Origin of the sequence: Kaistia soli DSM 19436 (assembly GCF_900129325.1) — a bacterium.
In the GTDB taxonomy this organism is placed as follows: domain Bacteria; phylum Pseudomonadota; class Alphaproteobacteria; order Rhizobiales; family Kaistiaceae; genus Kaistia; species Kaistia soli.
Map to the genome: position 1 here is coordinate 763,804 of NZ_FQUP01000002.1, position 17,444 is coordinate 781,247.

Genomic DNA, 17,444 nt, shown 5'->3' on the forward strand with positions numbered 1-17,444 from the left:
CCCTAGCGCCGTCGCGAGGTTGGATCGAGTTCACGCCGCAGCATGTCGCCGATCACATTGAAGCTGACGGCCGTGATGAAGATCGCGATGCCCGGGGCGAGCACGATCCACCAGCCGTTCGAAACATAGGACCTTCCATCGGCGATCATCGCGCCCCATTCGGGCGCGGGGATCTGTGCGCCGACACCGATGAAGGAGAGGCCAGAGATCGCCAGCATGACGGCGGAGATATCGAGAGCGATCTGGATGAGCATCACGTCCATCGCGTTGGGGATGACGTAATGCAGCACCTTGCGATGTGTCGGCACGCCGAGCGCGTCTGCACTGGCTATGAATTTCTGCGAGAGGATATCGGCCGTCACCATGCGCGAGAGCCGCGCATAGTTCGGCCACCATGAGAAGATCAAAGCCCAGATCGCGGCCTCGAGGCTGGCGCCCAGCGCTGAGGCGAAGCCGAGGGCGAGGATCAGCGGCGGGAAGCCGAGCCAGATATCGGCGAGCCGCATCAGCATGTTGTCGACCGCGCCGCCGACAAAGGCCGAAGCGATGCCGATCGTGCAGCCGATGATCACCACAACGATGATGACCGCGAAGGTCGAGGCGAGCGTCAGCCGGGCGCCATAGAGCAGCCGGCTCAGCACGTCGCGCCCCGAACCATCGGTGCCGAGCCAATGCAGCATGGAGGGCGCCTGCAGCTTGGCGCGAAAATCGATCTTCATGGGATCGAAGGGGACGAGAAAGGCCCCGACCAGCGCCAGCAGCAAGATCAGGCAGCCGAGCACGATTGCGGTGCGCTCGACATTGGTCTTGGGAAACGACAGCAACCGACGAAGCACTCTCATGCCCCCGCATGCTTGCGCGGGGTCAGCAGAAAGAGCGCGATATCGACCACGAGATTGGAGATCAGGAAGACAAGTCCGACGACGAAGACGACTGCGACCACGGCATGGATATCGGATTGCGTCACCGCCTTGACCGCATAGCGCCCGATGCCTGGCCGGCCAAAAATCTCTTCGACCAGCACGGTCGCGCCCAGCATCCAGCCGAACTGCATGCCGAACACCGTGAGCGCGGGCGTGGCGCCATTGGCGAAGACATGGCGCACCATGATCCGGCCCTCGCTGGCGCCCTTGGCGCGGGCCAGCACCACATAGTCCTTGCGGAATTCTCCCATCATTGCCGTCCGGGTGATGCGCACGCCGACGGCGGTGAAGAGCAGCGTCAGGGCGAAGGCGGGCAGCACGAGATGGGCGAGGGCGTCGGCAAAGACGTCGAAGCGGCCCTGCATCAGGCTGTCGAGAAGGGTAAATCCCGTCGCGCCGGTGAAGTCGCGGTTTTCGAAGCCAAGCCGGCCGGCCGTCGGCAGCAGACGCCACTGCCCCGCGACTACCTGCTGGAGGATGATCGCCAGCCAGAAGATTGGCAGGCCAGCGCCGGCCATCACGACGAGGCGCACGACATCGTCGAAGGTGGTGCCGGCATAGCGCGCGGTGAGGAGGCCGAGCGGCAGCGAGACCGCGAGATTGATTACCATGGCCACGAAGACGAGTTCGAGCGACGGCGGCAGTTCGCGGATGATGTCACTGGCGATCGGCTGGCGCGTGAACCAGGAGGTGCCGAGGTCGCCATGCAGGATGTTGCTGCAATAGATCCAGAACTGGACGAGGAGCGGCCGATCGAGACCCATTTCCTGCCGGACCGCGGCGATCTTGTCGGCGCCGGCATTCGGCCCGGCGGCGACGATCGCCGGATCGCCCGACACCACATGGCTGAGCAGGAAGGTGATGAAGAGAAGGACGCAGAGCGAAAGGATCGAGAACAGGATCCGCTGACCGACATAGCGCATATCCAGCCTCTGCGTCTTCCCGACCCGGACCCGGCCTATTTCAGGCCGATATCCATGATGTTGAAGGTCTGGTGGTGGGCCGCGTTATATTTGTAGCCCTCGACCTTGTCCGAGACTGCGACGACCGAGCCCGGATAGGAGACGGTAATGACCGCGAAGTCTTTGCCGATGAGGACCTGCGCCTTCTTGTAGAGTTCGGCGCGCTTGGCCGGGTCGGCGGAGCTTGCGGCCTCGTTGAGAAGCGCGTCGACCTCCTTGTTCGAATACTGCGCCCAGTTGTAGCCGCCATTGGAGCCGGTCAGGGCGCTGTTGAACGACGCGTTCAGGATGGCGTGCGGGTCGGGGAAGGGCGGGAAGGAGTAGATCATGTTGATGTCGGCGGTGGTATCGACCTTCTGTACGGTCGCCGCCTGCGCGGGCCACGTCATGCCTTCCGCGTTCAGCGTGATGCCAATCTCGGCGAGGTTCGATTGCAACTGTTCAACCGCGCTCTTCTCTTCCTGGATCGCCGGAAGATAGCGCACGGTCAGCGTCGTACCGGCCCAGCCATTGTCGTCGACCATCTTCTTGGCGCCGGCGAGATCGAAAGCGAGCTCGGTGCCGGATTCGTGACCCGGCCAGCTCGTGGGCAGCGGGCCGTCCGGAAGCGTTCCGAGGCCCATCAGGACTTGGTCGAGATGCAGCTGGCGGTCGAAGGTCTTGGCCAGCATCTCGCGGAACTTCGGGTTGCCGGTCGGGCCCTTGCTGGCTGTGTTGAAGTCGAAATAGAGCGGCGTCGCGGCCTGGCCGACATCGACGACATAGCCCGGCTCCTTCATCAGCGCGAGCTTGTCCTCGACGGTTATGTCCGGCGCGATCTGAACCTCGCCGCTCTTCAGCAGCGAGAGCTGCGTCGAGGGTTCGGTGATGTAGCGGAAGACGACCTCGGCCACATGATTGCCGTCCCAACCGCCCCAATATTTGTCGAACGCCTTCAGCGAGACGGCTTCGGTTGGATTGTAGGACGCAATGACATAAGGGCCCGACCCGGCTTCGTTGACCGCGAGCCACTGGCGCGCATTGTCTTCGGCCATATGCGGCTCGACGAGTGCCTTGTTGACCACATAGATGCGTGACAGTGCCGAAAGGAACGGCCCGAACGGCTTCGAAAGCGTCAGCTTGACCGTATGGTCATCGACGACTTCAGCGCCGCTGAGCGGCCCGATATCGTTGAGCACATTGGCTTTTGCCGCCTTCAGCCGGTCGAGCGTGAACTTGACGTCGGCTGCGGTGAGCTTTGACCCATCGTGGAACACGACGTCGTCGCGCAGCGTGAAGGTGTAGGTGAGCCCATCCTCCGAAATTGTCCAGCTCTTGGCGAGCCGCGGTGAAACCGCGGTCTCGCCAGCCGGGAACTGCACCAGCGCGTCATAGGCGCCGAGGAGGAGTTCATCGACCGTCGAATTGGTCGCGTTGGCCGGGTCGAGATTCTCCGGCGTCTCGTTCTCGGCGATGACGAGCGTGCCGGTTGGTGCGGCAATCGCCAGCGAAGAGACACCCGACAAGGCTGCGACCAAGACAGGAATAAACCTTGCGCGCGAACGCATTGACGACCTCCGGAATTCGTTTGGTATACCGTGAGTATTCGATGCTAGCACGCAACGGGGGACTGTCAACGCCTTTCTAGGCTCGGGCTTGTGAGGTTTGGCGATGAAGAAGGGCCTGCGCCGAGGAGCCGGCACGCTGCGGCCCAGACGCCGAATAAGAGGGAGAGGGAAGCGCAATGTCGTCGCGCAACATGCGGTGTTTAGGACGGGACGATCGATGCGGCGAATGGAGTTGCGTCATACGAGCGCTCCCGCACAGCGTGTGACGGACGGCTTGAATGAACCGGCCGGATTCCAATTGTATACGCCGTGGACAATCCCCTAGGGATCGACTAGGCATGAATCATCGGGGACGGAGCGTATCGTGATGCGCAGAAACACAGCCAACCGTGCGGAACCGGACCAGCCGGCGGGTGACCGGCCCCCTGTTGCCGAGCCCGTTGCCTTTGCGACGCGGCAGCCGCCCAAGAATCTCTCGGCCCTCGCCTATGCCGAGATCGCGCGGCTCATCGAGAAGAAGGAGCTGCGCGCCGGCGAAGTTGTCGTCGAGCAGAACCTCGCCGCTTATCTCGGCATCTCGCGCACGCCGGTCCGCCAGGCCTTGCAGCGGCTGGAGCTCGAAGGGTTGCTCGTCAAGTCGAACACCAAGTCCTTCGTGGTCAGGAAGGTCGACCTCAAGGAATATCTGCAAAGCCTGAAGGCACGCGAGATCATGGAATCGGCGGCCGCGGGCATGTGTGTCGAACTCGCGCCGGCCGAACGCATCGCGGCGGCCAAGGTGACGCTCGGACGTCTCAAGGCCAGTTCGCGCTACGACCAGGAAGAGCACTGGGCCTCCGACCGGGAAGTGCATGACATCGTCGCGGATTTCTGCGGCAATCAGGTCGTCGGCAATATCGTCAAGTCGCTCCGCGTGACGACGAAACTGTTCGAAGTCGAGCGGCTCGCAGAACGGCTTGAGCCGGATACGCGTCAGCACGAGGTCATTCTCGACAAGATCGAGCAACGCGACGCCGCCGGCGCGCGCAAGGCGATGGCCGATCACATCAAGTCGCTGTTTCAATTCGCGCTCGATACGGTCGCCTGAGGCCCGTCATACCGCCTCCATATCGGCATCGCGCGCGTTGACGGCTGCTGCGCGCGATAGGATATCGGAGCGGCGCCAATTCCGGCACAAGGGAATCACAATGGCCGACAGGGCACTATTTGCAGGGCGGAGCTTTGCCGCCCTGCTGTTCGACATGGATGGAACGCTGCTGTCCTCGATCGAGGCGGCGGAGCGGATCTGGGGCCGCTGGGCGGCTCGGCACGGTCTCGATGTCGAAGCATTCCTGCCGACCATCCATGGCGTCCGAGCGATCGACACCATCCGCAGGTTGGATCTCCCTGGTGTCGATCCTGAACTCGAAGCCGCCGGCCTTACCGAGGATGAGATGCACGACATGGGGGGCATCAAGCCGATCGCCGGCGCGGTCGCCTTTCTGGCTGGGTTGCCCGCTGATCGATGGGCGATTGTCACGTCAGCGCCGCATGCGCTGGCGCGCCGCCGTCTCGCCGCGGCCGGGCTGCCTGTGCCCGAGGTTCTCGTCGCGGCGGAGGATGTCACTCGCGGCAAGCCCCTGCCTGACTGCTATCACCTCGCGGCAAGCCGTCTCGGCGTTGGGACGGCAGATTGCGTCGTGTTCGAGGATGCGCCAGCCGGCATCGCCGCGGGCGAGGCCTCTGGTGCCGCAGTCGTGGTAATCGCGGCGACGCATCTCGAGCCGATGGCGACGCCTCATCCGCTCATTGAAAGCTATGACGAACTTGCGCTCAGCATCGAGGACGGGCAGCGGATCATTCTTGGAGCACGTGGCTGAACAGGCCGTCGCGAAATGACGGACCGGCGGCTGCACTCTGATGCAACCTGATTGCTGTGGCCCTATGGAGCGGAATCCGAGGTTAAGGCGTTGTAGCTCGAATGGGGCCGTCGCCGTGACGGATCAGCAGGCGTTGGGCGGCCGCGCTGATTCTCGTGCAGTTGGGCGTAGGCGTGGAGGTCGAGGGGATTGTCGATGAATTGCCGACGTGTAGATGCGGTGTGCGCGCCGCTTTCCCCGCGCAGGATGCCGGCATGACATCAACTTCCCAGCCGACGGTCTTTCCCGGAGACAGCGCGATGAGCGCGATCATGAGGGCGCATGACTGGTCGAACACGCCGCTGGGTCCGCCGGAAAATTGGCCCGAAGGGCTCAAAGTGCCGCTCCGGATGATGCTGACCTCTCGTTTCGAGATGTGGCTCGGCTGGGGGCCCGACCTCTGCTTCTTCTACAATGACGCCTATGTGCCGACGCTCGGCGTCAAGCATCCGAAAGCGCTCGGCCGTCCGATGGCCGAGGTGTGGCGCGAGGTCTATGACGCCGTCGAGGATCGCATTGTTTCGGTGATGCAGGCCGGCGTCGCGACTTGGGACAAGGCTCTGCTGCTGCTCCTGGAGCGCAGCGGCTACCCCGAGGAGACCTATCACACCTTCTCCTACAGCCCGCTCTTTGGCGACAGCGGCGCGGTTGAAGGATTGATGTGCGTTGTAACCGAGGAGACCGAGCGGATCATCAGCGAGCGGCGGATCGAGGCGCTGCATCACTTGTCATCCGCCCTGTTGTCATGCCAGACGCGGGAGTCGGTCTTGAGCGTCGCCGAGCGCGCTCTGGCTCGCAGCGATCGCGATTTCCCTTTTGTCGTGATGCAGGCACTGAACGACGGGGTAGCTCTGTCGTCGGGAACCGATGGCTCGCTTGGCGCGGTGCGCTGGCCGGTCGGCGACCTCGCCCCGGGCTGCGAATGGCTGCAGGTGCCGCTGGAAGGGCTGGTCGAGGCGGTGCCGACGGGGCCATGGGACGTGCCGCCGCGCGAGGCCCTGATCGTCCCGGTCAGCATCGCCGGACGCCCGTCGCCCGTTGCGGCGCTGATCCTCGGCCAGAACCCCTATCGCCACGTCGACGCTGGCACGATTGCATTCGCGCAGCTTCTGGCTGGCCAGGTTGCCGGCGCACTGGCGACGATCGAGACGCGTGATCGGGAAGCTGCGGAAATCGGCCGCCTCCGCCAGCTCTTCGAGCAGTCACCGAGCTTCATGGCCATCCTGCGCGGACCGCGTCATCGGTTCGAGCTGGTCAATCCGCGCTACCGGCAAATCGTGGGTCATCGTGAGGTGACCGGACGGGAAGTCGCGGAGGCGCTTCCCGAGGTGGTGGGACAAGGCTTCATCGATCTGCTCGATCGCGTCTATACCAGCGGCGAACCGTTCGTCGGCCAGTCGGTGCCGATTTCGCTGGACAAGCCCGGCGCCGCGCCCGAGCCGCGCTTCCTCGATTTTGTCTACCAGCCGATCCGCGACAATGATGGTGTCGTCAGCGGCATCTTCGTCGAGGGCATCGATGTGACGGCGGCGCATGATGCCGCTGCGGCACTCCGCGACAGCGAGGCGCAGTTCCGCACATTGGCCGAGGCGATGCCGAACCATGTCTGGACGACCCGTGCGGACGGCATGCTCGACTGGTGCAACACACGAACCTACGAATATAGCGGTGCGGAGGCCGGATCCTTCGACGGTCCCGGCTGGATCGATCTGGTGCATCCAGATGACCGCCTTGAAACCACGCGGCGCTTTTCGGCCGCGCTGAAAAGCGGCGCCGTCTACGAGAACGAGTTCCGCCTTCGACGCGCCGACGGCGCCTATCGCTGGTATATCGCGCGCGGCGTTCCGCTGATCGGTGAGGACGGCACGATAGCCCGCTGGATCGGGACCAATACCGATATCCATGAGCAGAAGGCCAATGCCGAGGCGCTCGCCGAGCTCAACCAGACTCTGGAACAGCAGGTCAGCCAGCGAACGGGCGAGCTTATGGCGGCGGAGGAGGCGCTGCGACAGAGCCAGAAGATGGAAGCTGTCGGCCAACTCACCGGCGGTATCGCGCACGACTTCAACAATCTGCTGGCGGGCATCAGCGGCAGCCTGCAACTCCTTGAGAAGCGGATCGGGCAGGGGCGCTTCGATTCGATCCAGCGCTATCTCGACGCCGCCCAATCCTCGTCGAAGCGTGCCGCTGCATTGACGCAGCGGCTGCTGGCCTTCTCGCGGCGCCAGACGCTCGACCCGAAGCCGACCAACATCAATCGTCTCGTCGCTGACCTCGACGAGTTGATCCGCCGCACCATGGGGCCGTCCGTGGACATGGAGGTCGTCGGCGCGGGCGGCATCTGGTTGACGTTGGTCGATCCGAACCAGCTCGAGAATGCGCTGCTCAATCTCTGCATCAATGCGCGCGATGCCATGCCGCATGGTGGCCGCCTGACGGTCGAGACGGCCAACAAGTGGCTTGATGACCGCGCCGCGCGCGACCGCGATCTGCCGCCCGGTCAATATGTCTCGCTGTCGGTCAGCGACACCGGCACCGGCATGACGCCGGACGTGATGGCGCGGGCCTTCGATCCCTTCTTCACCACCAAGCCACTGGGGGAGGGTACGGGCCTCGGCCTTTCGATGATCTATGGTTTCGTCCGCCAGTCGGGCGGACAGGTCCGCATCTATTCGGAAGTCGGCCACGGCTCGACGATGACGCTCTACTTGCCGCGCTACGTCGGCGAGGCGGAGGACACATGCGCCGACCACGCCACGCGCGGGCATGAGTACAGCGCCCATGGCGAAACGGTGTTGATCGTCGATGATGAATCGATCGTGCGCATGCTGGTCGTCGACGTCCTCCGCGAGGCAGGCTATCTCGTGCTCGAGGCTGCGGACGGACCCTCGGGTCTCAAGGTGATGCAATCCGCGGCGCGAATCGACCTGCTCGTTACCGATGTCGGGCTGCCCGGCGGCATGAATGGCCGCCAGATGGCAGATGCCGGGCGACTGTTGCGTCCTGATCTCAAGGTGCTGTTCGTCACCGGTTATGCCGAGAATGCCGTTGTCGGCAACGGCCATCTCGAGCCCGGCATGCAGGTCATCACGAAGCCATTTGCGGTCGAGGCTCTCGGCAATAAGGTCCGCGAGATGATCGACGGGTAACAAACGCGGCCCTCATCCGCCGTCCATCCATGCTTTCACGGCCGGCTGCCGTGACGTAATCTTCCGGCGGGGAACTGCTGCCCGGGAGAACTGGATGAGCGCGCCGAGCAAGGGTGAGAGCGAGATCGCGGCCATTCGTGCCATGCTCGGGGCGAAGCCTAGACCGGTCGGTTGGCAGGAGCGACGACAGCGGATCGAGGAGGTAGGGGCGGCGACACCCGTCGCTGCCGACGTCGCGCTGGAAACTGTCTCAATCGGCGGCATCGATGCCGAATGGTCGATCGCGCCCGGAAGCGATCCCGGCCGGGTGCTGCTGTTCTTCCATGGCGGCGGCTATTGCTCGGGCTCGATCCTCAGCCATCGCGCCCTGGTGACGGAGGCCGGTCGCGCCGCGGAAGTGCGGACGCTGGCGGTGAACTATCGGCTGGCGCCCGAGCATCCCTTCCCAGCCGCCCTCGACGACGCGCTCGCGGCCTGGAGGTTTCTGCGGCAGGCGGGAGTTGCGGCGCATGACATTGTTCTGGGCGGCGACAGTGCCGGTGGTGGCATCACGCTATCGCTGCTGTGCCGTCTTCGCGACACGGGCGATGCCCTGCCGGCTTGCGGCTGGCTGATCTCGCCCTGGACGGACTTGACTCTGTCGGGCGAGACGCTTGCGTCGAAGGACGCGGTCGATCCGCTCATCCATCGCGCTTATCTCGCCGAACTGCGCGACGCTTATCTGCCTGAGGACGTCGACCAGAACGATCCGCGTGTCTCCCCGCTCTTTGCCGATCTTGCCGGCCTGCCGCCACTGCTGATCCAGGTTGGCTCGGACGAGACACTGCTGTCCGATGCGACCCGTCTGGCCGCGGCCGCCGGGGCGGCTGATGTCGCCGTCACCCTCGAGATCTGGCCGCATATGATTCATGCCTGGCCGCTTTGGAACGCCCGCCTCGCCGCTGGGCGCGCGGCGCTTGCCGAGGCCGGTGCTTTCATGCGCCGGCATATGGGACGTTAGTATCCGCGCCGTTTCGCTATGGCGCGACCAAGTCTGAGGCAGCGCTTTCGTCCGTTAGATGTCCTGATTTTGCGGCAGCATCACGAGGTCGCGGATCGTGACATGCGCGGGGCGCGTCAGCATGAACAGCAGCGCCTCGGCGACGTCCTCAGACAGGAGCCCTTCATGGCCGGCGGCGCGGCGTGCGATCTCGGCCGGATCGTCGATGCCCCAAAGCTCGTTCAGCACCATGCCGGGCGCCAGCGCACCGATACGGACATTGTGCGGCGCGATCTGCCTTCGAACCCCGTGCACAAAGGACTGAACCGCGTGCTTGGTCGCCGAATAGACCGGCTCCCATTGGATCGCCTGGTGGCCGGAGACCGACGAAGTCACGACGATATCGCCGGACCGGCGCGCGATCATCTCGGGCAGCACCGCGTGCACGGCGCGGAAGACGCCGTTGACATTGACGCCGATGATCTGGTCCCAGAGGTCGGGATCGCCCTCGGCGACGTCGCCCGAGACATAGCTGCCGGCATTCGCGAACAGGATGTCGATCGGCCCGAAATGGTCGCGCGCGGTGGCGACCATGCGGGTGATATCGGCCGGCACGGTCAGATCGGCCGGCACGGCGAGTGCCGAAGCGCCGAGCTCCTCGGCGAGCGCCGCGAGCTTCTCGGCCGAGCGGGCTACGAGCACCAGTTTGACGCCTTCGCTCGCGAACCGGCGCGCGACGGCGCGGCCGATGCCGGAACTCGCGCCGGTGACGATCATCACCTTGCCTGAAACGGATTGGGTCATCTGTATTATTCCTTCCCGTTCAGCGGATCGTATAGCCGCCGTCAACCATCAGATTGGCGCCGTTGACCATGGCTGCGGCGTCGGAGGCGAGATAGAGGGCGGCGAGTGCGATCTCGTCCGGCTGCGCGAAACGTCGGGTCGGGATTTCGGCGCGGGCGCGCACGCCCTTCTCGCCAGCCCAGCCGATTTTCGCCATTTCGGTCTCGACCACGGTCGGCGAGATGCAGTTGGCCGTCACGCCGCGCGGGCCCCATTCGAGCGCCATGCAGTTCGTCATGCCGATCAGTCCGGCCTTCGAAGCGCTGTAGGCGACGTGGCCCTCGATGCCGATCACCGCCGCCTGCGAGGCGATGGTGACCACGCGGCCATAGCCACGCGCCAGCATGTGGCGGGCAGCTTCGCGCGCATAGAGGAAAGGCGCGCGAAGGTTCACGGCGATGGTGAGGTCGAAGTCGGCGGTCGGCTTTACCTCGGCGGGATGCAGCGTTCCGATGCCGGCATTGTTGACGAGGATGTCGATCTGGCCGAACGCGGCGGCAACCGCCTCGACCTGGCTGATGATGGACGCCTCGTCGGTCACGTCGCCGACGAACCCCTGATGCGCGGTCCCAAGCGCCTCGGCCGCGGCGATGACGGCGGGGTTGCGGTCAAACAGCGCGATCCGCGCGCCCGCCTCGGCGAAGCGATGGCAGAGCGCGCTGCCGATGCCGCCGGCAGCGCCTGTCACGATCGCGACCTTGCCGTGCAGATCAAACGGCAACAGGGCGCCCGCCGGGGCGCCGGATTCCTCAGTCATGCCTTCCTCCCGGGGCCGCGTCGTGGCGCGGCGATTTTCAGCGCATCGCTTCGGAGCGGCACGCATTTGTCCTCGGCGACGACCCTAGCCGGATCACCCCCTTGAAGGCAAGATAGTTTGCTGCTACTCACAACAAACAGGCGATCGCACGTCGCCATATAACAACAACATCTTGGAAACGCTCATGACCAAGCTCGGGATTCACTCGTTTGTCTGGACCGGTGGCAGCACGCAGGAAGCCCTCGAAGGCGCGATGGAGAAGACGCACCGGCTCGGTTACGGGCTGATCGAATTCCCCCGCCTCGACCCGAAGAAGTTCGACGTATCCTGGCTCGCCAAGCGTCTCGCCGACTATGGCCTCAAGGTCGTTGTGACCATGGGCCTGCCGGCCGATGGCGACGTTTCAAGCGAAGACGCAGCGGTCGTGAAGCGCGGCGAGGCGATCCTCGACGAGGCGGTTTCGATCACCCGCGACCTCGGCGGCGAGAAGCTCGGCGGCATCATCTTCTCGGCTCATACGAAGTATCGAAGCTTGCCGAGCAAGAAGGGCTGGGACAATTCGGTCGCGGCGCTGGCCCGCGTCGCCGATCGGGCCAAGGCATCCGGCGTCTCGCTCAATCTCGAAGTCGTCAATCGCTTCGAGACTAACCTCCTTAACACGACCGCGCAGGGCCTCGCCTATATCGAGCAGTCCGGCTCGGACAATATCTTCCTGCATCTCGATACGTTCCACATGAACATCGAGGAAGCGGATCCTGCGGCGGCGATCCGGCTGGCCGGCGACAAGCTCGGCTATTTCCACATCGGCGAGAGCAATCGCGGCTTTCTCGGCTCCGGTGTGATCAACTTCACGGCCGCCTTCGATGCGCTGCATGCGATCGGCTATGACGACTGGATCACGTTCGAGAGCTTCTCGTCCGAAGTGGTCGACGAGGATCTCTCGGTGACCTGCGCCATCTGGCGCAACACCTGGACCGACAATGTGGAAGTCGCCCGTCTCGCCAAGGCCTTTATCGAGGCGAAGCAGGGTGAGGCCGTCCGCAAGGCCCAGACCAACCGGACACCCTGAGGCAACTGCGCCGGTCCCGAGGAGACCGGCGCGTTCGACCTCGGCGTGTTGACGGCGTCGACGACAGCAAATATGTTTGCTGTCACAACGAACAAAATTAGAACTCCGAACTAAATCGGATCGCCGGGAGGAGGCTCGCGTGAGCGAACGGAAACCCATCGACCAGCGGGCCGCTGGCCGTGCCGCTTCGGCTGCCGGCGCGTCTGGTCCATCGTCACGGCAAGGCGCCGCTCCCCCGGCGCCCTCGGCCGCGCCTCAGCCGTCGTCACTCCCTCCCGCGGCGGCTGAGGCGGCGGACGACCTGCTCCTGGCGGCGACCAGCGTCACCAAGGCCTATGCCGGCGTTCCCGCGCTCACCGACGGCCGGATTCAGCTGAAACGCGGTTCGATCCACGCTCTTTGTGGCGGCAACGGCGCCGGCAAGTCGACCTTCCTGTCGATCCTGATGGGCCTGCAGCGCTCCGATAGTGGCGCGATCCTCGTGAAGGGGCGCCTGGTTCACTACGCTTCGGCCGCAGAAGCTCTCGCCGACGGCATTGCGATCATTACGCAGGAGCTGTCGCCGGTTCTCGACATGACCGTCGCCGAGAACATCTATCTTGGCCGCGAGCCGCGCCGTGGCGGTTGGTTTGTTGATCGCCGCCGCATGGAGGCCGACGCTGCGGCGCTTTTCGCCCGGCTCGGCTTTGACATCGATCCGAAGGCGCGCATGCGCCAGCTATCCGTCGCGCGGATCCAGCTCGTCGAGATCGCCAAGGCGATCAGCCGCGACAGCGACATCCTGATCATGGACGAGCCGACTTCGGCGATCGGCGAGAAGGAGACGGCGACGCTGTTCAAGGCGATTCGTTCGCTCGCAGCATCCGGCGTCGGCATCATCTACGTTTCCCACCGCCTCACCGACATCTTCTCGATCGCCGACAGCTACACCGTCTTTCGCGATGGCCGTTTCATTGAGACAGGTGCGCTCGCTGATATCGACCGCCAGCGCCTGATCTCGCTCATCGTCGGGCGCGACCTGCGCGACGCCGAGGCGCGCCAAACCACGGCGCGCGCCGAGACGATGATCGAGATGCGGAACTTCGCGCGTGCCGGCCAGTTCGCGGATATTTCGCTCGCGATCGCGAAGGGCGAGATCCTCGGCCTCTACGGCCTGATGGGGGCCGGGCGCAGCGAGTTCGCCAATGCGGTCTATGGCAACGCGCCGCGGGACAGCGGCGAAGTGCTGATCGAAGGCCGCCCGGTCGCGATCGACACGCCGTCAGAGGCGCTTCGCCAGGGCATCGCCATCGTCACCGAGGATCGCAAGGAGACCGGCCTTGTCCTCTCATCCAGCGTCTCGGAAAATATCATCGTTGCGGCCCTCGGCCGTTTCGCACGGTTCGGTTTCGTCGATGGCGGCAAGGTCGCGAAATCGGTCGAGGCGCAGATCGCCAATTTCCGGATCCGCACCGCCTCGCGACATCTCCCCGTCCAGAGCCTTTCGGGTGGCAACCAGCAGAAGGTCGTTCTGGCCCGCTGCGTCGAGACGGAGCCGCGGATCCTCATCTGCGACGAGCCGACGCGCGGCATAGACGAGGGCGCGAAGCGCGAAGTCTATGCGTTCCTCTCCGCCTTCGCTGCGGCTGGCAACGCCGTTCTGCTGATCTCGTCCGAGATTCCGGAAATCCTCGCCAATGCCGACCGCATCGTGGTGTTCCGTCGCGGCGGGATTGCCGGCGAACTGACCGCCGCAGAGGCAACGCAGGAAGCCCTCGTGCATCTCGCGAGCTGACCCCCCCGACCGAGAAGCGCCGCCAAGGCGCCCCGAAAAGCTTAGGAAACCCCAGGGAACGCCATGTCCGACCTCACCGCCTCCCAAGCCGCCGGCAGCGAGAGCCGTGGCCGAGCCTTCGGCCGGTTTCTGTCGCGCTACGGCATCCTGATCTCGTTCCTGATCCTTTTCGTGATCCTCTCCTTCGCCCATCCGAATTTTCTGTCGACGGGCAATCTGACCAATGTCCTGCGTCAGGTCTCGATCAATGGCATACTCGCCATCGGCATGACCTTCGTGATCCTGACGGGCGGCATCGACCTGTCCGTTGGCTCGATCCTCGCCGTCGCCGGCGTTGTCGCCGGGAGCCTCGTCACGGGCGGCGATCCCTCGCATCCCATGGTCGCGATCCTTGCCGCCGTTGCTGTCGGCGCTGCGGTCGGCACCATCAACGGCACGCTGATCGCCCGCTTCGGCGTCCCGGCCTTCGTGGCGACGCTCGGCATGCTCTCGATGGCGCGCGGCGCGACGCTGCTCTATAGCGACGGAAGGCCGATCCCTAATCTTTCGCCGGCGTTCCGCTGGCTTGGACAGGGTTTCATAGCCGGCGTGCCGGTTCCGGTCATCGTGTTCCTGCTCGTCTTCGTCGTCGCCTGGATCGTGCTTCGCTTCACCGTTTACGGCCGCTGGGTCTATGCGGTCGGCGGCAATGTGAAGAGCGCGCGGACGAGCGGAATCCCGACCCGCAGCGTCGTCTTTTCCGTGTATCTGCTGATGGGCGCGCTGGCCGGCCTCGCCGGTGCGATCCTGACCGCGCGCACCACCTCCGCGCTGCCACAGGCCGGCCTCGGCTATGAGCTTGACGCGATCGCGGCGGTCGTCATCGGCGGCACCTCGCTGACCGGTGGCATCGGCTCTGTCGTCTACACGCTGATCGGCGCCCTCATCATCGGCGTGATCTCGAATGGCCTCGATCTCATGGGGGTCTCATCCTACTACCAGCAGATCATCAAGGGCGCGATCATCGTCGTCGCCGTCCTGGTGGACCGTTCCCGCAATCTGAATCCGTGAAGGATCCGCGCTTCTGCGCGGCAATGAGAAGCCATGACCACAGGGAGGAACCCGAATATGGCATCGACCATCACCCGCCGCGCTCTTGCAGCGCTGGCCGGAGCCGGCATCGCTGCGCTAGCCATCGGCAGCGCCGCCGCCGCCGACAAGCCGCGCATCGCGGCCGTCGTCCAGAGCCTCGACACCGAGTTCAACGTTCTCTGGGCCAACGCTGCCAATAGCCATCCGCTCGTCAAGGATGGCACCGTCACGCTCACCGTGCTGGACGGCCGCATGGACGCGCTGACCCAGTCGAACCAGTTCGACACCGCGATCAGCGAGAAGTATGACGCGCTCATCTTCGTGCCGGTCGACATCAATGCCGGCAACGATCCCGTGCAGCGCGCCAAGGATGCCGGCGTCCCCGTCATCGGCTCCAACACGCTGATTTCGAATACGGATCTCTACAAGTCCTACATCTCGTCGAACGACGTCGAGGCGGGCAAGATCCTGGCCAAGTCCGTGTTCGACAAGATGGGCGGCAAGGGCAATGTCGTCATCGTCGAGGGCATGATCGGCCAGTCGGCGCAGGTGCAGCGTCTTGAAGGCATCGAGGCGACGCTGAAGGAATATCCCGACATCAAGGTCATCGAGCAGAAGACCGCCAACTGGTCGCGCGCCGAGGCGCTCTCGCTCGTCGAAAACTGGCTGACCGCCCATCCGGACGAGATCCAGGGCATCATCGGCGAGAACGACGAAATGGCGATCGGCGCGCTCGAAGCCGTCAAGGGTCACGGCCTTGATCCGAAGAAGATCCCGATCGCCGGTGTCGACGGCGTCACCGACGCTCTGCTCGCCGTCCAGCGCGGCGAGATGATGTCGACGCTGCAGGACGCCGACGCACAGGCTCAGGGCGCGATCGATCTCGCCCTCGCCGCGGTGCAGGGCGAGAGCTACCAGCCGAAGGCCAAGGTCTGGGACGTCAATGGCGGCAAGCTCGCCTGGGAAGGCGGCAAGTCCCAGCATTATTCGGTTCCGTGGGTTCCGGTGACCGGCGAGAACGTGGAAGCGCTTCTCGCAATGCGCAAGACGCAGTAATCAGAAGCGACACGCGACTGACGAGAACGGGCAAGGCAGCGATCAGCTGCCTTGCCGGACTGCCGAGGCGGAGGGGCCTCGCGGCGCTCAACTGGATCGATCCGGCCACCGGGTCGCATCCCCCATTCCGATCGAAGCCGAGCCCAGAGCCAAGTGGCAACGCCCCAGTCCGTCCGTTACCTCAATGAAATCCGGGCACTCAACGCATTGTTCCGCAATGGCGGCATGAGCCGGGCCGATCTCGCGCGCGTGCTGGGGCTCAACCGCTCCACGACAGGCAACATCATCGCCAATCTGATGGCCGACGCGCTTGTCATCGAGCGGCCCGACATGCCACGCGACGAGAGTCCCGCCCGAACCGGCCGTCCTGGCATCCATATCGGCCTCGATCCCTCGGGCGCACGGTTTCTGGGTGCCGAGATCGGGGTCGATCGCCTCACCGTCGTCGCGATCGACATGGCGGCGCGCGAACTGCGCCGCGAGTCGATCCGCTATCCGACCTTCGAGATGAGCCCCGACGAGGTCTCGGACCGCCTCGCCGAGATGATCGGCGGCATGATCGCGGCGCTCGGCGAAACGGATCGGGTCCGTGGCCTTTGCGTGACGCTGCCGGCGCTTCTCGATCCTGACGGACATGTCATCAACGCCCTGATCATCGGCTGGCGCGACGTTCCCTTGAAGCAGATGATCGCTAAGCGCCTTGGCAAGCGACTGCCGGGCCTCGATCTGCCGATCCAGATCGAGAACGACGCCAATGCCTTCGCCATCGCGGAGACCTATCGCGACACGGCCCATCGTTCTGAGACGGTCGCGTTCCTCCTGATCGAGAATGGCGCCGGCGGCGGCGTCGTCATCGGGGGCCGGCTGTTCCGCGGCTCGGCCGGGCTCGCTGGCGAATTCGGCCAGATCGTCGTAGGCGGCGAGGGATTTTTCGTCGGCCGCCACAAGCCGGGTCATCTCGAAAGCTATATCGGCAAGGATGCCGTCGTTGCGCGTTACCGCGCCAACGGCGCTGATCCGGCCGACGGGTTTGACAGCTTCATAACCGCTCTTGATGCCGGCGAGGCGCCGGCGCTCCGCACGGCATCAGACTGGGGCCGTCGTCTCGCCGTTGGCCTCGTTCAGCTCACCAGCGTGCTCAATCCCGGCGTGATCATTCTCGGTGGTACCGTCGCTCCGGTATTCCGCCATGTCGCCGCCGAGGTCGAGGCGGCCATGCAGCGCGAGTTTCTTGAGGGCTTCCCGATGCCGAAGGTCGAGGTGTCAGCGCTCGGCCTCGAAGGTCCAGCGCTCGGTGGCGCCCTTATCATGCACCAGCGCATGTTCTCGATCGACGAGCGCGCGATTTACGCGAGCGAACAGCCGATCACGCTGTTCCGCTCGTGACGGGGCCATCGTTCCCGGAAAGGCAGGAGA

At 64.7% G+C, this 17,444-nt stretch carries 14 protein-coding genes; 9 read left to right on the forward strand and 5 right to left on the reverse strand.

What is annotated here, in order from left to right:
- Nucleotides 1-2 precede the first annotated feature (2 nt).
- From BUB39_RS13050 to BUB39_RS13060, 3 genes are read right to left on the reverse strand one after another with little or no spacing between them, the layout of a single operon-like run.
- Entirely contained in the window at nucleotides 3-842 is an 840-nt protein-coding gene (locus BUB39_RS13050; RefSeq protein ID WP_073053875.1) for an ABC transporter permease, read from the reverse strand.
- Entirely contained in the window at nucleotides 839-1,846 is a 1,008-nt protein-coding gene (locus BUB39_RS13055) for an ABC transporter permease (protein ID WP_073053877.1), read from the reverse strand. Before BUB39_RS13055 ends, BUB39_RS13050 begins: the two co-directional genes overlap by 4 nt.
- Nucleotides 1,847-1,881: 35 nt before the next feature.
- Nucleotides 1,882-3,432: an ABC transporter substrate-binding protein gene (locus BUB39_RS13060; protein WP_073053879.1), complete on the reverse strand. Its 1,551-nt coding sequence runs from the start codon at nucleotides 3,430-3,432 to the stop codon at nucleotides 1,882-1,884.
- A 367-nt stretch (nucleotides 3,433-3,799) separates the two neighbouring features.
- On the opposite strand from BUB39_RS13060, the gene BUB39_RS13065 reads away from it, so the two are divergent.
- The 4 genes from BUB39_RS13065 (at nucleotide 3,800) to BUB39_RS13080 (ending at nucleotide 9,479) form a co-directional block, all read left to right on the forward strand.
- Nucleotides 3,800-4,519 carry a GntR family transcriptional regulator gene (locus tag BUB39_RS13065; protein WP_073053881.1) on the forward strand — a complete coding sequence of 240 codons (720 nt, stop codon included), beginning with the start codon at nucleotides 3,800-3,802 and terminating at the stop codon, nucleotides 4,517-4,519.
- Between the two features lie 100 nt (nucleotides 4,520-4,619).
- Nucleotides 4,620-5,291 carry an HAD-IA family hydrolase gene (locus BUB39_RS13070; RefSeq protein ID WP_073053883.1) on the forward strand — a complete coding sequence of 224 codons (672 nt, stop codon included), beginning with the start codon at nucleotides 4,620-4,622 and terminating at the stop codon, nucleotides 5,289-5,291.
- Nucleotides 5,292-5,545: 254 nt separating this feature from the next.
- Nucleotides 5,546-8,479 (forward strand): PAS domain-containing protein, encoded by a 2,934-nt coding sequence (locus BUB39_RS13075; RefSeq protein WP_244540236.1) that lies wholly within the window; start codon nucleotides 5,546-5,548, stop codon nucleotides 8,477-8,479.
- A 94-nt stretch (nucleotides 8,480-8,573) separates the two neighbouring features.
- On the forward strand, nucleotides 8,574-9,479 hold the full coding sequence (locus tag BUB39_RS13080) for an alpha/beta hydrolase (RefSeq protein ID WP_073053887.1): 906 nt from the start codon (nucleotides 8,574-8,576) through the stop codon (nucleotides 9,477-9,479).
- A gap of 54 nt (nucleotides 9,480-9,533) precedes the next feature.
- Here the strand turns inward: BUB39_RS13080 and BUB39_RS13085 are convergent, their stop codons facing one another.
- Complete coding sequence (locus BUB39_RS13085; protein ID WP_073053889.1) at nucleotides 9,534-10,262, reverse strand: SDR family oxidoreductase; 729 nt, start codon at nucleotides 10,260-10,262, stop codon at nucleotides 9,534-9,536.
- Nucleotides 10,263-10,281: 19 nt separating this feature from the next.
- A complete protein-coding gene (locus BUB39_RS13090) occupies nucleotides 10,282-11,058 on the reverse strand; it encodes a GolD/DthD family dehydrogenase (protein WP_073053891.1) in 777 nt (258 codons plus the stop codon).
- Nucleotides 11,059-11,242: 184 nt separating this feature from the next.
- On the opposite strand from BUB39_RS13090, the gene BUB39_RS13095 reads away from it, so the two are divergent.
- From BUB39_RS13095 to BUB39_RS13115, 5 genes are all read left to right on the forward strand, one after another.
- Nucleotides 11,243-12,127 (forward strand): sugar phosphate isomerase/epimerase family protein, encoded by an 885-nt coding sequence (locus BUB39_RS13095; RefSeq protein WP_073053893.1) that lies wholly within the window; start codon nucleotides 11,243-11,245, stop codon nucleotides 12,125-12,127.
- Nucleotides 12,128-12,266: 139 nt separating this feature from the next.
- Nucleotides 12,267-13,901, forward strand: a complete 1,635-nt coding sequence (locus tag BUB39_RS13100; protein WP_342169061.1) for a sugar ABC transporter ATP-binding protein — start codon at nucleotides 12,267-12,269, stop codon at nucleotides 13,899-13,901.
- A gap of 63 nt (nucleotides 13,902-13,964) precedes the next feature.
- A complete protein-coding gene (locus BUB39_RS13105) occupies nucleotides 13,965-14,951 on the forward strand; it encodes an ABC transporter permease (RefSeq protein ID WP_073053895.1) in 987 nt (328 codons plus the stop codon).
- A 57-nt stretch (nucleotides 14,952-15,008) separates the two neighbouring features.
- On the forward strand, nucleotides 15,009-16,028 hold the full coding sequence (locus tag BUB39_RS13110) for a substrate-binding domain-containing protein (protein ID WP_073053897.1): 1,020 nt from the start codon (nucleotides 15,009-15,011) through the stop codon (nucleotides 16,026-16,028).
- A 153-nt stretch (nucleotides 16,029-16,181) separates the two neighbouring features.
- Entirely contained in the window at nucleotides 16,182-17,414 is a 1,233-nt protein-coding gene (locus BUB39_RS13115; RefSeq protein ID WP_073053908.1) for an ROK family transcriptional regulator, read from the forward strand.
- Nucleotides 17,415-17,444 lie beyond the last annotated feature (30 nt).

Bases quoted from the DNA above. Each gene is read 5' to 3' on its own strand.
- BUB39_RS13050 (WP_073053875.1), bottom strand. From the start codon at position 842: ATGAGAGTGCTTCGTCGGTTGCTGTCGTTTCCCAAGACCAATGTCGAG.
- BUB39_RS13055 (WP_073053877.1), bottom strand. From the start codon at position 1,846: ATGCGCTATGTCGGTCAGCGGATCCTGTTCTCGATCCTTTCGCTCTGC.
- BUB39_RS13060 (WP_073053879.1), bottom strand. From the start codon at position 3,432: ATGCGTTCGCGCGCAAGGTTTATTCCTGTCTTGGTCGCAGCCTTGTCG.
- BUB39_RS13065 (WP_073053881.1), top strand. From the start codon at position 3,800: ATGCGCAGAAACACAGCCAACCGTGCGGAACCGGACCAGCCGGCGGGT.
- BUB39_RS13070 (WP_073053883.1), top strand. From the start codon at position 4,620: ATGGCCGACAGGGCACTATTTGCAGGGCGGAGCTTTGCCGCCCTGCTG.
- BUB39_RS13075 (WP_244540236.1), top strand. From the start codon at position 5,546: ATGACATCAACTTCCCAGCCGACGGTCTTTCCCGGAGACAGCGCGATG.
- BUB39_RS13080 (WP_073053887.1), top strand. From the start codon at position 8,574: ATGAGCGCGCCGAGCAAGGGTGAGAGCGAGATCGCGGCCATTCGTGCC.
- BUB39_RS13085 (WP_073053889.1), bottom strand. From the start codon at position 10,262: ATGACCCAATCCGTTTCAGGCAAGGTGATGATCGTCACCGGCGCGAGT.
- BUB39_RS13090 (WP_073053891.1), bottom strand. From the start codon at position 11,058: ATGACTGAGGAATCCGGCGCCCCGGCGGGCGCCCTGTTGCCGTTTGAT.
- BUB39_RS13095 (WP_073053893.1), top strand. From the start codon at position 11,243: ATGACCAAGCTCGGGATTCACTCGTTTGTCTGGACCGGTGGCAGCACG.
- BUB39_RS13105 (WP_073053895.1), top strand. From the start codon at position 13,965: ATGTCCGACCTCACCGCCTCCCAAGCCGCCGGCAGCGAGAGCCGTGGC.
- BUB39_RS13110 (WP_073053897.1), top strand. From the start codon at position 15,009: ATGGCATCGACCATCACCCGCCGCGCTCTTGCAGCGCTGGCCGGAGCC.